Origin of the sequence: Maribacter polysaccharolyticus (genome assembly GCF_028882255.1) — a bacterium.
GTDB classification, from domain to species: domain Bacteria; phylum Bacteroidota; class Bacteroidia; order Flavobacteriales; family Flavobacteriaceae; genus Maribacter_A; species Maribacter_A polysaccharolyticus.
The window spans coordinates 724,829-742,979 of the sequence record NZ_JARBUY010000003.1; the positions used below are offsets into that span (position 1 = coordinate 724,829).

At 41.3% G+C, this 18,151-nt stretch carries 10 protein-coding genes and 1 pseudogene; all 11 read left to right on the forward strand.

Going from position 1 to position 18,151, the window contains the following annotated elements:
• The first annotated feature begins 13 nt into the window (after window positions 1-13).
• The 11 genes and pseudogenes from PHU20_RS12605 (at window position 14) to PHU20_RS12650 (ending at window position 18,147) form a co-directional block, all read left to right on the forward strand.
• Window positions 14-1,783 carry an arylsulfatase gene (locus PHU20_RS12605; RefSeq protein ID WP_274825732.1) on the forward strand — a complete coding sequence of 590 codons (1,770 nt, stop codon included), beginning with the start codon at window positions 14-16 and terminating at the stop codon, window positions 1,781-1,783.
• A 35-nt stretch (window positions 1,784-1,818) separates the two neighbouring features.
• Entirely contained in the window at window positions 1,819-3,240 is a 1,422-nt protein-coding gene (locus PHU20_RS12610) for a sulfatase family protein (RefSeq protein WP_274825733.1), read from the forward strand.
• Window positions 3,241-3,250: 10 nt separating this feature from the next.
• A complete protein-coding gene (locus PHU20_RS12615; RefSeq protein WP_274825734.1) occupies window positions 3,251-4,837 on the forward strand; it encodes a sulfatase family protein in 1,587 nt (528 codons plus the stop codon).
• 105 nt (window positions 4,838-4,942) lie between these two features.
• Window positions 4,943-6,148 (forward strand): DUF6786 family protein, encoded by a 1,206-nt coding sequence (locus PHU20_RS12620; RefSeq protein ID WP_274825735.1) that lies wholly within the window; start codon window positions 4,943-4,945, stop codon window positions 6,146-6,148.
• A 12-nt stretch (window positions 6,149-6,160) separates the two neighbouring features.
• Complete coding sequence (locus PHU20_RS12625; protein WP_274825736.1) at window positions 6,161-7,759, forward strand: alpha-L-fucosidase; 1,599 nt, start codon at window positions 6,161-6,163, stop codon at window positions 7,757-7,759.
• Window positions 7,746-9,284 (forward strand): arylsulfatase, encoded by a 1,539-nt coding sequence (locus PHU20_RS12630; protein ID WP_274825737.1) that lies wholly within the window; start codon window positions 7,746-7,748, stop codon window positions 9,282-9,284. Before PHU20_RS12625 ends, PHU20_RS12630 begins: the two co-directional genes overlap by 14 nt.
• Before the next feature lie 124 nt (window positions 9,285-9,408).
• A pseudogene (locus PHU20_RS20160) lies at window positions 9,409-9,531 on the forward strand (DUF6786 family protein); the annotation flags it as partial.
• A gap of 429 nt (window positions 9,532-9,960) precedes the next feature.
• Window positions 9,961-12,138 (forward strand): alpha-galactosidase, encoded by a 2,178-nt coding sequence (locus tag PHU20_RS12635; protein WP_274825738.1) that lies wholly within the window; start codon window positions 9,961-9,963, stop codon window positions 12,136-12,138.
• Window positions 12,139-12,155: 17 nt separating this feature from the next.
• Window positions 12,156-13,652: a sulfatase gene (locus PHU20_RS12640; RefSeq protein WP_274825739.1), complete on the forward strand. Its 1,497-nt coding sequence runs from the start codon at window positions 12,156-12,158 to the stop codon at window positions 13,650-13,652.
• A gap of 97 nt (window positions 13,653-13,749) precedes the next feature.
• Complete coding sequence (locus PHU20_RS12645; RefSeq protein WP_274825740.1) at window positions 13,750-16,524, forward strand: right-handed parallel beta-helix repeat-containing protein; 2,775 nt, start codon at window positions 13,750-13,752, stop codon at window positions 16,522-16,524.
• Window positions 16,525-16,575: 51 nt separating this feature from the next.
• Window positions 16,576-18,147, forward strand: a complete 1,572-nt coding sequence (locus PHU20_RS12650) for a glycoside hydrolase family protein (RefSeq protein WP_274825741.1) — start codon at window positions 16,576-16,578, stop codon at window positions 18,145-18,147.
• Window positions 18,148-18,151 lie beyond the last annotated feature (4 nt).

An 18,151-nucleotide genomic window follows, 5' to 3' on the forward strand; every position in this document is an offset into this window, starting at 1 on the left:
TAAAAAAGAGACAATGGAATCTTTTGGGAAATTAAATAGAGGATTGGCATTATCCTTAAAATTAGGCATGATGGTTATGTTTTTATGCCTTGGGAATATTGTTAAACTACAAGCCCAAGAAAAGCCGAATGTTATCCTAATAATGACAGATGATCAAGGGTATGGCGATTTAAGTTGTCATGGCAATCCTATTATAGAAACGCCAAATTTAGATCGTTTGCAAAGTGAATCTATTCGATTAACAGACTTTCATGTTAGTCCGTTTTGCACACCTACGCGAGCCGCTTTGATGACGGGGCATTATCCGGGAAGAACAGGAGCCTACCGTACCAGTAGTGGGAGAACTTTGATGCATACAGATGAACAGACCATAGCTAATGTATTCGCTTCAAATGGTTATGTAACGGGAATGGTCGGGAAGTGGCATTTAGGGGATAATGCTCCCCATCGTCCTCAAGATCGTGGATTTCAGGATGTAGTTTGGCATAAATGTGGAGGCGTAGGGCAGGCATCCGATTATTGGGGTAATGATTATTTTGATGATGTTTATGAGCGAAATGGGAAATATGAAAAATTTGAAGGCTACTGTACCGATGTATGGTTTAGTGAATCTATTCGATTTATTGAAAAAAATAAGGAAAAGCCCTTCATGCTGTATTTGGCAACCAATGCACCTCATGGTCCCTATCGTGTTGCAGACAAATGGAGTGATCCCTATAAAGAAACGGTAACTTGGAAGAACGGGGCTAATTTTTATGGCATGATTGCCAATTTTGATTATAACCTTGGAATATTACGTAAGCGATTAGTGGAACTTGGTATAGCAGAGAATACGATACTTGTTTTTATGACAGACAATGGGACCTCAGCTGGAGCAAGTTTCAAAGGACTTGATTCGGAACCCCTACAAGGATACAATGCTGGAATGCGAGGAAAAAAATCATCGATATACGATGGAGGTCATAGAGTGCCATTTTTTATATACTGGCCAAAAGGTAAGCTTACAGGAGGTAAAGACATCAATAGTTTAGCAGCTCATATAGATGTACTACCAACCTTGGCAGAACTTTGTGAGGTAACAGTACCAGATACACACCAGCCCGATGGTATTTCATTTGCACCGTTGTTAACAGGAAAGCAGACCGATAAAGTACGCGATAGTTATATTGTTCAGTATCACGCAGGGGCATATGCCAAAGATTCTATTGAACCATGGTTAAATTCAGCAGTCTTAACCAGTGATTGGCGTTTAATGAATGGTAAGGTGCTTTATAATATTAAGAATGACCCTGAACAAAAAAATGACGTTTCCAAAAAATACCCAAAAGTTGTTGAGAACCTAAGAACATACTACATGCCGTATTGGGAATCGGTATCTCCACGTTTAAAGCCAGTACGTATCGATATTGGTTCTTCATTGGAAAACCCAACGGTTTTATGCTCTCAAGATTGGTATATGGAATCAGGGAATCCACCATGGAATTTTAATGCTATCCAAAAATATCCACGTGTAACTGGTCCCTGGATGATTAATATTGAAAAATCGGGACGTTATAGATTCACTTTAAGACAACTTCCAAAAGAAGCTCATGCCATTGTTAAAGCTAAAAGAGCAAAAATAAAAATCGCCGGGAAAACTCTGGAAAAACGCATTGAACCTGATAGCAAAGGAGTCATTTTTGAAATAGAACTTCAGAAAGGACAAGCCGAATTACTGACTTATTTCTTCTATGAGGATGGAACATCAGGCGGGGCTTATTTTACTGAAGTTAATGCCTTATAAATGAATTAATATTAAAAACACAAAAAATAATGAAAATGAATTTCAGAAGTATAAGTGCTTTATTAATACTATTGATTTGTTTAGTATCTTCTGTCAATTCACAAAATAAACCCAATATCATCATCCTATTCGCCGATGATTTGGGCTATGGCGATTTAAGTTGTTATGGTGCACAAGATGTACAGACACCTAATATTGATGTACTGGCCAAGGAAGGGTTGCGGTTTACAGATTTTCAGGTGGCTTCATCGGTATGTAGTCCGTCTAGGGCAGCATTGTTAACAGGGCGTTATCCCATGCGAAACGGATTTCCTGTGGCTCAAGGCAAAATAGGGAAACATAAAGATTATGGTCTGCACCCCGATGAAATTACGATGGCCGATGTACTCCTACAACACGGATATGCTACCTTGGCCATTGGGAAGTGGCATTTAGGTTTTAACAAGGGGGCACAACCCATTGACCACGGATTTCAACACTTCTATGGTCTGCAATCCAATTGGCATACAAGTCATCCCGATTTGGATGATGTGTATAGCGACAATCAAGTTGTAAAAGAAAATGTCGCTTTTGAAACCTTAATTGGTGATTATACCCAAAAAGCCATTGAATATATTGAAGAAAACAAAAAGAATCCCTTTTTTCTCTATCTAGCCTATCATTCGGTACATTCTCCCATTAAACCAAGTAAGGAATTCATAGGAACGTCTAAAGGAAGTCTATATGGCGATTATGTACAGGAATTGGATCACTATGTAGGGCAATTAACTAAAGCACTTACCAAGCATAAATTGGATAAAAATACCATTGTTGTTTTTCTATCGGATAACGGGCCCGCTATTTGTCACTTTGGAGGTTCTGCAGGTCCATTAAACGGAGGGAAATATACCACTATGGAAGGTGGTTTCCGCATTCCGGCCATCATCAAATGGGAAGGTAAATTTGCCACAGGGGTGAATGATACTTTTTTATCCTCTATGGATTTATTGCCAACTTTAACTTCTTTGGCTGGAGCAGAAATTCCGAAAGACAGGGTAATCGATGGTAAAAACATCACGTCCATTTTAAAAACGGGAAAAGGAGTATCTCCGCATAAATTCGTGTACTATTACAATGGAATCAATTTACAGGCCATTAGAAAAGGACAATGGAAATTGCATCTGCCTAGAACTTCGGACGACCAACCCTTTTGGTCTAAAAACAAGAATGAAAAACCTTTTAATGGAAGTAACTTAAAGAATATTTCTTGCCGAGGATTGATTGCCTTAGGTCGCCCATTGTTGTTTGATTTGGACCACGACATGGGAGAGTTAACCGATATTTCTCATAACCACCCAGAAATAGTAGAGGAGCTGTTAAAAGAAGCAGAAAGGATTAGAAAAGAATTGGGAGATATAGATGTCATAGGAACAGACCAACGTATACCTCCGTTTGAAAATATTCAAGAGAAAATTTAAATCGAAAAGTATGAAATTAAAACTGGGAGTATCCCTAACAGTAAAATTAATCGTTTGCTTATTTTTCATAAGCAGTACATTAAAAATCCAGGCTCAGGATAAACCCAACGTCGTTTATATTTTAGTGGACGATTTGGGTTATGGTGATATAGGGGCTTATGGGGCCACAAAGGTAAAAACACCGAATATTGACAAATTGGCCAGTGAAGGTAAAATTTTTACCGATGCGCATTCGGCTTCAGCGGTTTGTACACCTTCTCGTTATGCATTATTAACGGGGCAATACCCAATAAGAGGAAACCAAGGGCAAGGCATTTGGGGGCCTGCACCCGTTACTTCCGAATTATTGATAAACCCGGAACAATTGACCCTTGCCGATGTGTTTAAGAACAGTGGTTATGCCACGGCAGCCTTGGGAAAATGGCATTTGGGGTTTGGCGTGGGTGAAAATCTATGGAAAGAGCCTTTGCGTCCTGGCCCCAATGATTTAGGTTTCGATTATTATTTTGGCGTACCTGTTGTAAATAGTGCACCGCCCTATGTATATGTCGAGAATGATCGTATAGTGGGAGCGGATATAAACGATCCTTTAGTATATGTAGGAAGAGGTAAAGAGCGTGAGGTTACACCAATAACGCCCATTCCTCCAGAAGCATCACAAAGAACACAAAATATGTTTAAAGGAGCTGTTGAAGCCCATAAATTATACAACGATTATACGGTAGGTGAAGTACTGGCTGGTAAAGCAGTGGAATGGATTACTGAAAAAACAACAGCCAATAAACAAGAACCCTTCTTTTTATACTTTGCTACTACACATATTCATCATCCTTTTACACCAGGGACTAATTTTCAAGGAAAAAGTGATGCCGAACTTTATGGGGATTTTATTCAAGAGTTGGATTGGATGGTCGGCCAAGTAACAACTACGTTAGAGAAACAAGGCGTTGCAGATAACACGTTAATTGTTTTTACGAGTGACAACGGTGCGATGTTGAATTTAGGAGGACGTAATGCCGTAAAAGCGGGACATAAGATCAATGGCGATTTATTGGGATTTAAATTTGGCGTTTGGGAAGGTGGACACCGTGTGCCGTTCATCGCCAAATGGCCTGGGAAAATTGAGGCAGGAAGTGTGTCGGACCAATTGATCTGTAATGTGGATATGTTGGCAACCTTTATGGCAATTACAGGACTAAACCCCAATAGTCATAACGGTTCGGACGGCATGAATATATTGCCTGCTATTTTGGGCAATCCAAAAGAAAACATAAGAGAAGAACTGTTATTGGCGCCAAAGAGCCAGAAGCATTTGTCTTTAAGAAAAGGAAAGTGGATGTACATTCCGGCACAAGGCAGTGGTGGCTTTAAAGGTTCCAAACCACACCAACATGCTTGGGGAGGAGCCCCTGCCGTAGCTTTTGTGGGAGGGAAAAACAGCGATATGGAGAACGGAAAACTAAAGGAAGATGCCCCGCCGGCACAATTGTATGATTTGGAAAAGGATAAATATCAAACCACCAATGTGTACAATCAGTATCCGGAAATCGTGAAGGAAATGGAAGCTACTTTAAATACGTACAGGCCAAAAAATTAATTACCGAACATGGATAATACGCATTATATGGATCTTCGAAAAATTGGAATGGTGATGTTATCGTTTACATTGATAACCTCTTGTAATAATAAAAAGAAAAGCGAAATGAAAAAAGAAACCAGTACAACGGATGCACTACATGTCCCCCAAGCGAATGGAAAAAGGGCCACCTATGCCGATGAAGTTGCTTTTATGGAAGAATATATCGACCTGATCCAACTTACCGACGCATCAAACCAGTCAAAAGTGGCTATTTCGGCAGCCTTGCAAGGTCGAGTAATGACCAGCAGTGCTTTTGGAACTGAAGGTAGAAGTTATGGATGGATCAATCGTGAGTTGTTCAAATCAAAAGATACCTTGGAACATATCAATGTTTTTGGAGGTGAAGAACGATTCTGGTTAGGACCGGAAGGTGGGCAATATTCCATCTTTTTTAAAAAGGGTGCGGAATTTACCTTAGACGATTGGTACACGCCAAAACTGATAGATTTGGAACCTTTTGATGTAAAGGATGTTTCGTCAACTTCGGCTACATTTACAAAAAAGGCATCATTGAAAAATTACGCTGGTTTTCAGTTTGATATGGAGATTGAAAGAGAAGTTGCGATTCTTTCTAAAGAAGCCATTCAAAAAGAACTGGGTTTACAAACGCTTTCAGGGAATTTAAAAACGGTAGCTTACCAAACGACCAATACACTGACCAACATTGGGCAATCGGATTGGAAAAAAGAAACAGGGTTACTGTCAATTTGGATGTTGGGTATGTTCAATCATTCGCCCCATACCACTATTTTAATTCCCTATGTCCAAGGGGATACAACCGAGTTGGGACAAGTGGTCAATGATACGTATTTCGGGAAAGTGCCTTCGGATCGATTGGTCGTGAAAGAGAACGCTATTTTCTTTAAAGGTGATGGGGAATACCGGAGTAAAATTGGGTTGACTCCTTTGCGCGCAAAAGATATTGCGGGGTCTTACGATTCAGCAAGTGGAATTTTAACCATCGTCAAATACAACAAACCTGAAAATGTAACGGATTACGTAAACTCTATGTGGGAAATTCAAGAGGAACCTTTTAGTGGTGATGTCATTAATGCTTATAATGATGGTGCTCCAGAGCCTGGAGCTAAGCCGTTAGGACCTTTTTATGAGTTGGAAACTTCTTCTCCCGCATTGGCATTGAAATCCGGGGAAAGTGGCACACATATTCAAACCACTTATCATATAGAAGGTGATGAGGCTAGTTTAAATCCTATTGTTCAAGAACTGTTTGGAGTTACAATCAATGAAATAAAAACTGCTTTTAAATAAATTAAATTATAAATGAATATGAACTTAAAAAATTCAATTATAATTGCATCAACCGTTTTGACGTTGCTGTCTTGTAATTCACAATCAAAGAAAAAAGAGATAGCACAATTGCCGTATGATGGTAGCTGGGAATCCCTTCAAAAAATGCCGGTACCCGATTGGTTTAACGATGGTAAAGTAGGCATCTTTATCCATTGGGGGCCTTACAGCGTTATTGGTCACCGTAAAGGGGGTAAAGGATATGCAGAACACGTTCCAAAAATGATATATAAAGATTCCACTTATTATTATCCTTTTTTAAGAGAACGTTGGGGAGCGGCACCACCAGAATTTGGTTATAAAGACATCATTCCAGAGTTTAAAGCAGAAAAATGGAATCCAGAGGAATGGGCAGAATTGTTTGCTAAAGTAGGGGCAAAGTATGTAGTGTTAACTGCCGAACATCACGATGGGTGGGCCAATTGGGATTCTGATTTGACCCCTTGGAATGCTATGGATAAAGGACCTAAACGGGATTTGGTAGGAGATTTAGGAAAAGCGGTTAGGGAGCAAGGATTAAAATATGCTCCATCGTATCATAGAGAACGTCATACCAGTTTTTTTACCAAGCAACAATATAAAGTACATGCCAAAGCCCAAGATGATATTTTAGAAGAAATCAAAAGAAATCCTGAAGCAGAGTCGTTGTACGGACCTTTTGGGTTTAGTAAAGAAGCTGTTGATGAATATGTAGCACGATGGAAAGAAATTCAAGAGAAATATCAACCTGATTTTTTATGGATTGATGACATTCCTATTTTTACTAGAGATGGAAATAATACACAAGTTGAACCCAAAGTTTTTAAGCCAGAAATTCAATACTACTACGACCAATGTAGATTGATGATTACGGATTTCATGAACAATGGCGCTCAAAACAATCAAGAGGTTTATGTAAATAACAAAGGAAAAAACAGAAACTGGCCAGATGGTATTGGTTGTTTGGAAAAAGACAATTTAATGTTGAAGGTTATTGGTCCTAAATGGCAGAGTTGTACTACGTTTGGAACATCGTTTGGGTATTTAGAAAATGATAAATACAAATCTGCCAATGCTATTATTGATGAAATGGTAGAAGTAATTTCAAGAAATGGAAACTTTTTGGTAAACATTGGACCTAAAGCCGATGGCACCATTCCAGAGGAACAAGTAACCTTATTAAATAAAATGGGGAATTGGCTGACTATAAATGGAGCTGCTATTTATGGAACGCGTTACTGGAAAGAAAATCATCAGGAAAAGGGACATCTTGCTTTTACTACCAAGGGAACAAAGCTCTTTGCAATTGCATTGGAAAAACCAGTGAATCCCATAGTTGTTGAAGCTACCAAAGGATGGGCAGAGAATGAGGTGAAGTCGGTTAAACTTCTGGGATCCCAGGCTGATGTTACATGGAGCATGACGCCTGAGGGCTTGGAAATAATCCCTCCGGCAGACTTGGGAAAAAGTGACTATGCCTGGTCTTTTGAAATAGCAACAAATAGTGAGCAACATGCTCCCAATGCCATACAATCGGATGCGAGTAAGGCGTTGAAAGGGACTAAAAAGGTAGATTTGGATGGAACACATTAAAAAAGCTGTACAATTTATTATTTGCTGTTGGATACTAACCTCTTGTGCTCAAGAAAAAAGCCCTAACATCATTTTTATCATGACAGACGATCAAGGGTATCCGGTTGTGGGGGCACATGGACATCCTTGGATTAAAACACCGGAATTGGATAAAATGTACGATCAGTCTGTTCGTTTTGACCGCTTTATGATGGGTTCTACCTGTGCACCAAGTCGAGCCGGTATTATGTCGGGGGTTCATTCCATTAAAAATGGCGTTACCCATACCATATTCGAAAGAGAGCGACTTAATTTAGAGGCGACAACCCTGTCGGAAGTTTTAAAACCAGCTGGTTATACATCCGGGTATTTTGGAAAATGGCATTTAGGGGATGAAGATCCATACCAGCCCGAAAACCGTGGATTTGATGAAACGTTTATTCATGGAGCTGGCGGCATTGGACAAACCTATGCAGGATCTTGTGCGGATGTTCCCGGCAACACCTACTTTGACCCGGTATTTAAGCATAATGGTACGTTTGTAAAGACCAAAGGCTATTGTACCGATGTTCTGTTCAAGTCAACTCTGGGCTGGATTCAATCGGTAAAGGATTCCAACAAGCCGTTTTTTGCATATTTATCAACCAATGCCCCACACAGTCCATTTGTGGCGCCGCCTAAATACCAGAAACATTTTGAAGATTTAGGCTTTGATAGCAAAGTAGCTGGTTTTTATGGAATGGTAGAACATATCGACGACTGTATGGGACAGCTGTTTGACCAGTTAGAGGATTGGGGACTGATGGAAAACACCATCATTATCTTCACATCTGACAACGGTATGACTCGAATTGGTTGTGGATTAAGAGGTTTTGCAGGACGTCCTCAGGTGCAACTTGGCACCAATGAAGATGGAGAACCGATGATGTCGTACAATGCGGGAATGAAAGGTTTAAAAGGTACCGTAAACGAAGGTGGTGTTCGTGTTCCATTCTTTGTTCAATGGGACGGGGTGATAAAAGAAGGCCATACAGTAAGTACGGTAGCTAGCTACTTGGATATTTTGCCAACATTGGCCGATTTTGCGGGGGCTAAGTTGCCAGATACACATGCGTTTGAAGGTAGAAGTTTAAAGCCTTTAGTTTTAGGGAAAAACCCGAAATGGGAAGATCGTTTTCTTTTTCAGCATGTAACACGTTGGAAGCACGAGGCTAACCCCGATGAGTTTAAGTGGGGGGAATATTCCGTTCGCAACCAGCGCTTTCGACTTGTTCATGGGGTGCTTTATGATATGGAAAATGATCCGGAGCAGCATACGAATGTAACAGCAGAACATCCTGAACTTGTTGAATCGATGAAGAATGCTTACGAAGAATTCTGGGATGAAGCTCGTCCGTTGATGATTAACGAAGAGGTGCCCTTAGCAGAGGAAAAACCTTTTCATGTTGATTACAATGCACAAAAGGCAAGTATAGGTATTCCCGATTGGGAAGCGCCCAAGATTACTTGGAAGGAATCATATATAGGAGGGCCAACCGGCCTTTAGAACTAAGATTTCAGTGTTGGAAATGAGAAAAAGGTAAATACGCTTGGTCTATTGAAAATGAAATAGATATCAATGAACATACACCAAGTGCCATACCAATTGATGATGGCAAAGCCTTAAAACCCGGGAAAGTGGCACACATGTTCAGATTACTTTTCATATTGAGGGTGATGAGGCTAGTTTACATCCCATTGTTCAAGAACTGTTCGGAGTTTCAATCAATGAAATCAAAACAGCTTTTGACTAAAGTGAATTAAAGGTTTTTTGGGAAGAGACTGGTTCTTTCTTTTGCGGATTGCATGAACATTGGCTTGCCATAAATGAAATAAGGCAAACCAATTCTTGCTTGTATGGTGTTTATTGCGTTTGACTTGAAAGTAGCTATGAATAAAGCCAGAAAACAATTTTAGATAATAAGGATAAACCAGTTGGGTGCAATTGGTTTTAATGATAATTTATCGTCAGTACATGATGGATTTTTTAACAGGAATAAACAAAATGTAATAAGGATTTCTTTGTCGGGATGAGCTAGTCGAAGCCCTTTTTGATAAGAACGGCATTGATAGGGGGGGGATGGAAAATCACCTGTTTTCACTCAAGATGACAGTAAAAGGAAAATACTGGGATAGGCTTTTTCACTAATTACACCCAACGGGTTAACAATAAATATGTCAAAATGATCAAAACAAAAGCTGTTTTTATAGTCATGATTGCCTGCTTTATAAATAGCAAGCTTTTGGCGCAATTCATTCATATAAAAACCCAGCACAATTCACTGATTTTTCAGGTTGATAGTAATAATAAACTCTACCAAACGCACTACGGAAAATACATAAATCAAACTCAGGGTCTTGAAAAAATGACTGTGGTCTTTAACGAAGCTTATCCCAGTTTTGGTAACGGATCATCCGATGAGGTGGCAGTAATGGCAACCCATTCCGACGGCACAATGGTTACGGATTTATTTTATGTTTCACACGAACAAAATAAGCAAGCCAACCTACAATCGACAGTCATCCATTTGAAAGATGAAAAAAAGGATTTTTATGTGGATTTGCATTTTAATGCCTATACTGCAGAAGACGTCATAGAGCAATGGACGACGATTTCACACAAGGAAAATAAAGAAGTGGTCTTATCGCAGTATGCTTCTTCTGCCGTTGGTTTTTTGGCTACCAACTATTATTTGTCCCATTTTCATGGGAGCCATTCCAAAGAGATGATGTTTGCCGAAGAACACTTGACCAATGGGGTTAAAACTATAGAAACCAAACGGGGTGTTCGAACTACTGAATACGAGAATCCTTCGTTTATGCTCTCGCTCAATGGCAAAGCAAAAGAAAATGAAGGCGAGGTGATAGCAGGAGCATTGGCATGGACGGGAAATTTTCGATTCGCATTTCAGTTAGACGACAAAAACCGATGCCAGATAATTTCAGGAATTAACCCTTTCGCATCTGATTATAAGTTGAAAGCCAAAGAAAAATTGGAAACCCCGAGAATGGTTTTGACGTATAGTGACGAAGGAAAAAACAGGGCGTCGATCAATTTACACCGATGGATTAAAAAATACAATCTAAGAGCGGGAGACCAAGCTCGATCCATTGTGCTCAATAGTTGGGAAGGGGCTTATTTTTCTTTTGATGCTACCCGATTGAAGGCGATGATGGATGGAGCAGCTGAGATGGGCGTTGAGACTTTTGTATTGGATGATGGCTGGTTTGGCAATAAATACCCTCGAAATAATGCCCGGGCAGGTCTAGGTGACTGGCAGGTAAATCAGAAAAAATTGCCTGCAGGAATTGAGGATTTGATTCAATATGCCGAGTCGAAAGGGATGCGCTTTGGGATTTGGTTGGAGCCGGAAATGGTAAACCTCCGGAGTGAATTAGCTGAAAAGCATCCAGAATGGATTATACAGCGTAAAAATGACAGAAGCCCGTTGTTAGAGCGCAATCAGTTGTTGCTGGACTTATCCAATCCCAAGGTTCAGGAATTTGTTTTTAATGTGATAGATGAACTTTTAACTTCTCACCCACGAATAGCCTATGTAAAATGGGATGCTAATCGTCATGTGCAGAACTTTGGTTCAACTTATTTGGAACAAGATAAGCAATCACATCTTTTTGTGGAATATACTAAAGGACTCGAAAAGGTTTTGGAACGACTCGTGAAAAAATACTCAAGAACCATTTTCCAAGCCTGTGCTTCGGGAGGTGGACGTGTCGATTTGGCTTCGATGCGCTATACACATGAGTTTTGGGCCAGTGATAATACCGACCCTTACGAACGTTTGTTTACCCAATGGGGAACCAATCATATTTACCCGCCGATCGCTACGGCGGCGCATGTAACCAAATCGCCTAATCATCAAACAGGACGACAAACTTCGTTAAAATTCCGTTTTGATGTGGCTATGGGCGGTCGTTTGGGAATGGAATTACGCCCTGAAGATATGGACGAGGAAGAGGTGAAATTTGCCAAAGAGGCGATTGCGACCTACAAAAGCATTCGTCCGATTATCCAGTTTGGTGATTTGTACCGTTTGTTGTCGCCTTATGATCAGAATGGTTATGCGGCTTTGAATTATGTGTCCGAAAATAAAAAAGAGGCCATTTTGATAACCTACAGTCTTAACCATCATCGCCGTTACGAACGTTGTTTTGTGAAAATGGCGGGACTAAATCCTGATGCGGTTTATGAGGTTGAAGAAATCAATAAGGAAAGCAATAAGTCGGTTATTGGTTTTGACAAACAATTGGTGTCAGGAGAAATATTGATGGATCGAGGAATATGGGTCGATTTAAGAAAACCGCTCCAAAGTGCCGTTTTTCAATTGACGGAAACAAATTAAAAATATAAAATAAACGAATGAGAAATCGGATTAAGATACTCTTGTATAGTGTTTTTTGTTTAGGAGTCAGTGTTTCTTTTTCCCAACAAAAAAAGCCGAATATTATTTTCATCATGGCAGATGACCTAGGTTGGCAAGATGTGGGCTTTATGGGGAGCCAGTGGTTTGAGACGCCTAATTTAGATGCTTTGGCCCAAGAAAGTTTGGTGTTTACGGATGCCTATATGTACCCCACCTGTTCGCCTTCCAGAACCGCTTTGCTAACAGGTAAGCAGTCGTTTAGAACGGGGGTTTACAACGTACCGGTTTTGGAAAAAGGAGATAGTGAACATAATATTTTTTCACGTTGGACGGTGGGATTGGAGCACACCATGTATGCCCAACCTCTTAAAGAAGCCGGGTATAAATCCATTCATATAGGAAAGTGGCATGTCGTGGGGCCAAATCCTAAAGAAGAAATAAGCTATCCGTTTAAAAAGCCTTTAAAACAACCTGCCAACGGAAATTTGGATTGGTTAAAAGAACACAAATCAGCCGAAATCCAGCAATATTATCCAACGGGAAAAGGGTTTGATGAAAATGTGGGAGGCACTTGGTGGGGCGATCCTGCCCGTGGGTATACGAAAGGATATCAGTCTGAAAGCGGTGGCTATAAGGCCCCATTCAAGAATCCTTTCATCAAAGATAAAGAAGACGATGAATGGTTAACGGACAGACTTACCGATCAGGCAATCGATTTTATCAATAGAAACAAGAAGGGACCCTTTTTTGTCAACCTTCATTTTTATGCACCGCATAGACCAACAGTGCCAAGGAGTAAGGGGCAATATCAAAGGTTTTTGAACAAAGCTCCGGATTCCATTACAGGACAAGGGGAAAAACGATTGGAAGAAATAGCCGGTTATGCGACCATGATCGCTTCCATTGATGAAAATGTAAAACGCATTTTCGATTATTTGGACGAACAAGGTTTACGGGAAAATACCCTTGTGGTTTTCACATCGGACAATGGATTTAATGGGTTGCAAAGTAACACGAATACCTTACGCGGGGCTAAGGGAACTGTTTATGAAGGCGGAATACGGGTACCTGCCTTTGTGAATTGGAAAGGAAAAGTTGATGCCGGGATTTCCGGGATACCCATTTGTGGCATGGATTATTTTCCTACTTTCCTGGATTTGGCACAAGTGAAAAATTACAAAGATGTCTTGGATGGAACCTCTATAGTCCCTGTATTGAAAAATGAATCATTTAAAGAACGTCCACTTTTTTGGCATTTGGCGAGCACGTATAAAAATCCACCCTGTTCCATTATCAGAAAAGGTGACTGGAAGTTAATTCAGTTTTTGAATGATGGAAAAGTGGAATTATACCATTTAAAGGAAGATTTGAACGAAAGCCATAACTTAGCGGAAGTAGCGCAGGAACTGGTCCAAGAATTAGTGGCTGAACTTACTTTATGGCGAAAGGAAAACAACGTGCCGCTTCCACCTGTTTCAATATTGGGTCATTAAAATGAAATAAATCAAAAAGTAAACTATCAGACCAAAAAAAATGGGATTTAGCAATACGGAGATTAAATATTGGATAAATAAGCTTCAAATTTTCACAATGCTTTTGTTCGTAAGTCATTGGGGTTTTTCCAAAGAGGTATACATCGCCATAACCGGCAATGATTTAAATCCGGGGTCGAAAGAATTGCCGTTCGCCACCCTTAAAAAAGCCATGGAAGAAACACAAAAGTTCGCAGGGAAAGAAGCTGTGAACATTTGGATAGGCGAGGGTACATACTACCTTTCGGAGACACTGCTTTTCGATGCATCATTTTCCGGTACGTATGAAAACCCGTTTACGATTTCATCCTTGCCTGGGGCAAAGGTTACAATTAAAGGTTCTATGCCTTTAGAGGGTTTAAAATGGAGGGAATACAAGAATGGAATATATAGGGCCCAAGTTCTTGATGGACTTCAATTCGATCAGCTTTTTGTGAATGACCAAAGACAAGTGCGTGCACGCTTTCCCAATTACGACTATCAAAACCCACTGCGGGGAGGAAAAGGCTACCAGCTGGTTACGGGCGGAACAGACGAACGTTATGACAAGTGGTTTACATACGACCCCAAAATCTTCACCCAAAAAGAATGGAAGCAGCCCGAAACCGGAATCGTCCATGCTTTTCAGAGTCACAATTGGGGAAATATGCAATATCGGATAAAGGGGGTTGACCGTGAAGAGGACAAGGTGATTTTAGGGGAAGGGGGTTGGCAACTGCAACGCAAATATGGTATTGGAGGCTCCGGTGAAAAGGCTTCGTGGTTTTATATTGAAAATGTTTTTGAAGAATTGGATGTTCCGGGGGAATGGTTCCTGGATATCGATAGCAATCAGTTGTATTTCTATCCTGGACCGGGAGTGGACCTTAATCGGTTGGTTTTTGAGGTGCCTGTTGTAAAAGATTTGATACAATTAAGAGGGACATCGGAAAATCCGGTGGAGCATATTTCCATAAAAGGAATCACTTTTACACAGTCAACCCTAACTTTTATGGAGGAATATGAACCGGTCGCGAGAGGCGATTGGGCCATTCATCGTGGAGGGGCTATTTTTATGGAAGGTGCAGGGAATTGTACGGTTGAAAATTGCAATTTCGAATATGTAGGTGGGAATGGGGTGTTTATGAGTGCTTATAACCGCAACAATGCGGTAAGGAATTGTCGTTTTGTACACACCGGCGAAAGTGCTGTTTGTTTTGTGGGATCTCCATCGGCCGTCCGCTTTTACCAGACCTGGGACGACCGGGAGATTGACGGAAAGGATTGGAATGAAATGCGCGGGAATATGGATCTTGAACCTGGTCCTAAATCACCCGACTACCCCAAAAACTGCGTCGTGGAGAACAACATTATGCACGATTTTGGAGATTTTGGAAAGCAAGTGGCAGGGATTTATATTTCAATGAGCCATAAAATCAGGGCTTCGCACAATACCATTTATAACTGTCCGCGTGCCGGAATTTGCATAAACGATGGCACCTGGGGCGGACATATTGTTGAATACTGTGATATCTGGGAAACCGTTCGTGAAACCGGTGAACACGGTCCGTTTAATTCGTGGGGGCGCGAACGCCAATGGCTCGGTGGAGGCGGTTCGGAAAGCGATTACATCAATGAATATTCAAAGTTGGATGCTATGGACGTTACCATTCTTCGGAACAACCGCATTGCCAATTTTCGAAAATCGGTTAGCGCGGGAAACTGGACCATCGATTTGGATGACGGATCCTCGAATTATGAAGTTTACAATAACCTGAGTCTGGGCTCAACCATAAAATTACGTGATGGGATGTACCGGAAGGTACACAACAACATAACGGTAAGTGCTGTGCCTTTGGGCTGGCATGTGTGGCCAAAACAATCGTTCGACGAGGTGTACCATAACATTTTTGTGATTTCGGGTGCGGTTCCCGGGAAAGCCGAAGCGACCAAGCAATTTATCCGTCCAATCCGCTTGCCAAGTGATGTTCCGTGGAGTACCCACTACGACAATAATTTATACTGGAATGTGAACTTTCCCGATGCTCCGAGTATCACCGGCGACCAATCATTGAAAGAATGGCAGGATGAGGGGTACGATGAACATTCCTTGATTGGGGAACCTCTGTTCGTCGATCCTAAAAATGGCGATTACAGTGTAAAGGCCGATTCACCGGCGCTAAAACTGGGGTTCGAAAATTTTCCAATGAATGAATTTGGACATACCATGACGCGGATATTTCCATTTGGAGGGGAATTTTCGGAAAATATTGAGGTGGTCTTAAAAGCCGATAAACGAATGGACTCGGAAGGTGAAGTGCATTTTACCCTAGATGGGTCGGAGCCTACGGTACATTCACCGATTTATGCAGTCCCCATAAAATTAAACCGCACAGCAACGGTGAAAGCCCGCAGTTTCGATACGGATGGAAACCCCATTGATTTTACGCAAGAAGCAATTTTTTCAAAAGTCGATCAGGTGGTGTATCCTAGTTGGTACCAGACTTTGCTCGATGGGAAGTACAGTGTTGACTCAGCTAAATCGGAAAAAAAGGCCGCTGTGGAAGAAATACTTGGTGCGGTAATGGTAGATATTGCCGATGATCCGGATTTGATCGATGCATCGGGGGGTTATAATTTTGGTTGCTTTATTCAATCCATTGATTCGAAAAAGGGAAAGGTCTTATTGAAAGCCGGAATGACAAAAGAATGGGTTATTCAGGCTGTGAATAAAGAAAAAGTGGCACATATTTCTGGATTTAAAAAACTACTCCATAAGTACAGGGGTAAAAATGTAAACATAACGGCCGTTCGTAACTACCAAACGAAAACTTTTAAGCTGAAGTTGCCTTGAGTGCTTCATGAGTCGGAATTGAGATATAATAGAAATATAATTTTAAGGAAAATGAAAATACGTTTACCGATCATTGCGATAGTCACATTACTTATTATTACGGAATCCTGTTCCCATACGGCCCAAGAAGCTGATTGGAGAATTGCATCCCAGGAAGACTGGCAGGCTAATGTGGTCAGCAAATCAAATCTGGAAATAACCGAAGGTAAAGTAGTCCCCACGGCGACCGTAGCCTCTTTCCAAAGTGCGATTAAAAAGTTTGCCCATAAAAGGGCGGCAAAATCCATTACCATTACGCAGTCCCCTGAATGGTTAAACTGGGAGCCTGTACCCAACATCGGCCCTGCTAATTTGGGTGATGCCCCCGTGGCATTACAGTTGGGCAATGGCAACTACTGGATGTTCGGCAGATATAATATTCACAGGAAATGGGAGTCGTTCCAAAGTAAGGACACCATTTTGGAAGGATTCGATGTCGCTCTAAAAACCACTCCAATGGAAAATCAATTCGATGCCCGGGGAGGACTCAAGCCCGACTTGGGAGGCTATCATGCCTGGCAGAGCAAGGACATGGTCAATTGGGTACATCATGGCTCCGTTTCGGAAAATTTTTCAAAATGGGTAACCACGGCTGAGTTTGTGGATGGCAAATTGTATTTGTACTATGATTTTCCCAACGACCAAGATCCACATCTTTATATTGATGAAGACCTAACCGACGGGGTTCCGGGGAAAAATATGGGAATGGCTTTCAACGATCCCACACATGGTTCCGATTGCGCGGTAATACGGGATCTAGAAGGTAATTTCCATCTTATTGTCGAAGATTGGTCGCCCATCGACGCTTCTACCCATGCTTGGGATTCGCCTTTGGCAGTGCATGCCGTAAGCCCGGACGGATTCAATGATTTTAAGATTTTAGCCCCACCGGTAGATGAACGGACCAAACCGACAGGGGAATTTGCGGAATATGCCCATCCACATTGGCACCAAGAAGATCCAAAAAATTACCCTGGAAGAATTGCTACGGAAGATGTGCCCCAACACAGGATTAAGGCGGGACAAACCAAGGCTTTTGCGAAATATGAGATCCACGAGCCAGAGCAGAATGCATATGGGGATTGGGCCGCTATCTCAATCGGAGGCCAATACTATCTATTTGCCGATTTTGATCCGGCCGGGAGCCATGGGAGACAAAATATGAGTGCCGCTTGGTTTACCTCCGCCGATATTGATGCGCCGTTTACGTTTTGCGGAAATATAGGTCAAGGGCATCCGGATCCGGAAATACTATTTGCCGAAGGTAAGTTTTATTTACTGACCCAGATGGATACCGATTATACCAGTCCCGGTCCGTGGGTCGAAAGCGTGGAAGTGCGTATGGGGGTCGATACCACCAATGATGGCGCTATAGACACATGGGGCGATTGGGGCCTTGTTACCGAGCAATACGACTATACGGAAGGCTTTGCCAAACAGATAGGGAAAACTTCGGCTAAATTGGACGTTTCAATGCTTCCGGAAGGATTTGGTTTTCAGTTTGAAGTTAAACTATTGGACACCACCGAAAATGCATCAAAACCGATTCTCGATAAAGTCGTCGTGACTTTTGGAAAGGAATGACTAT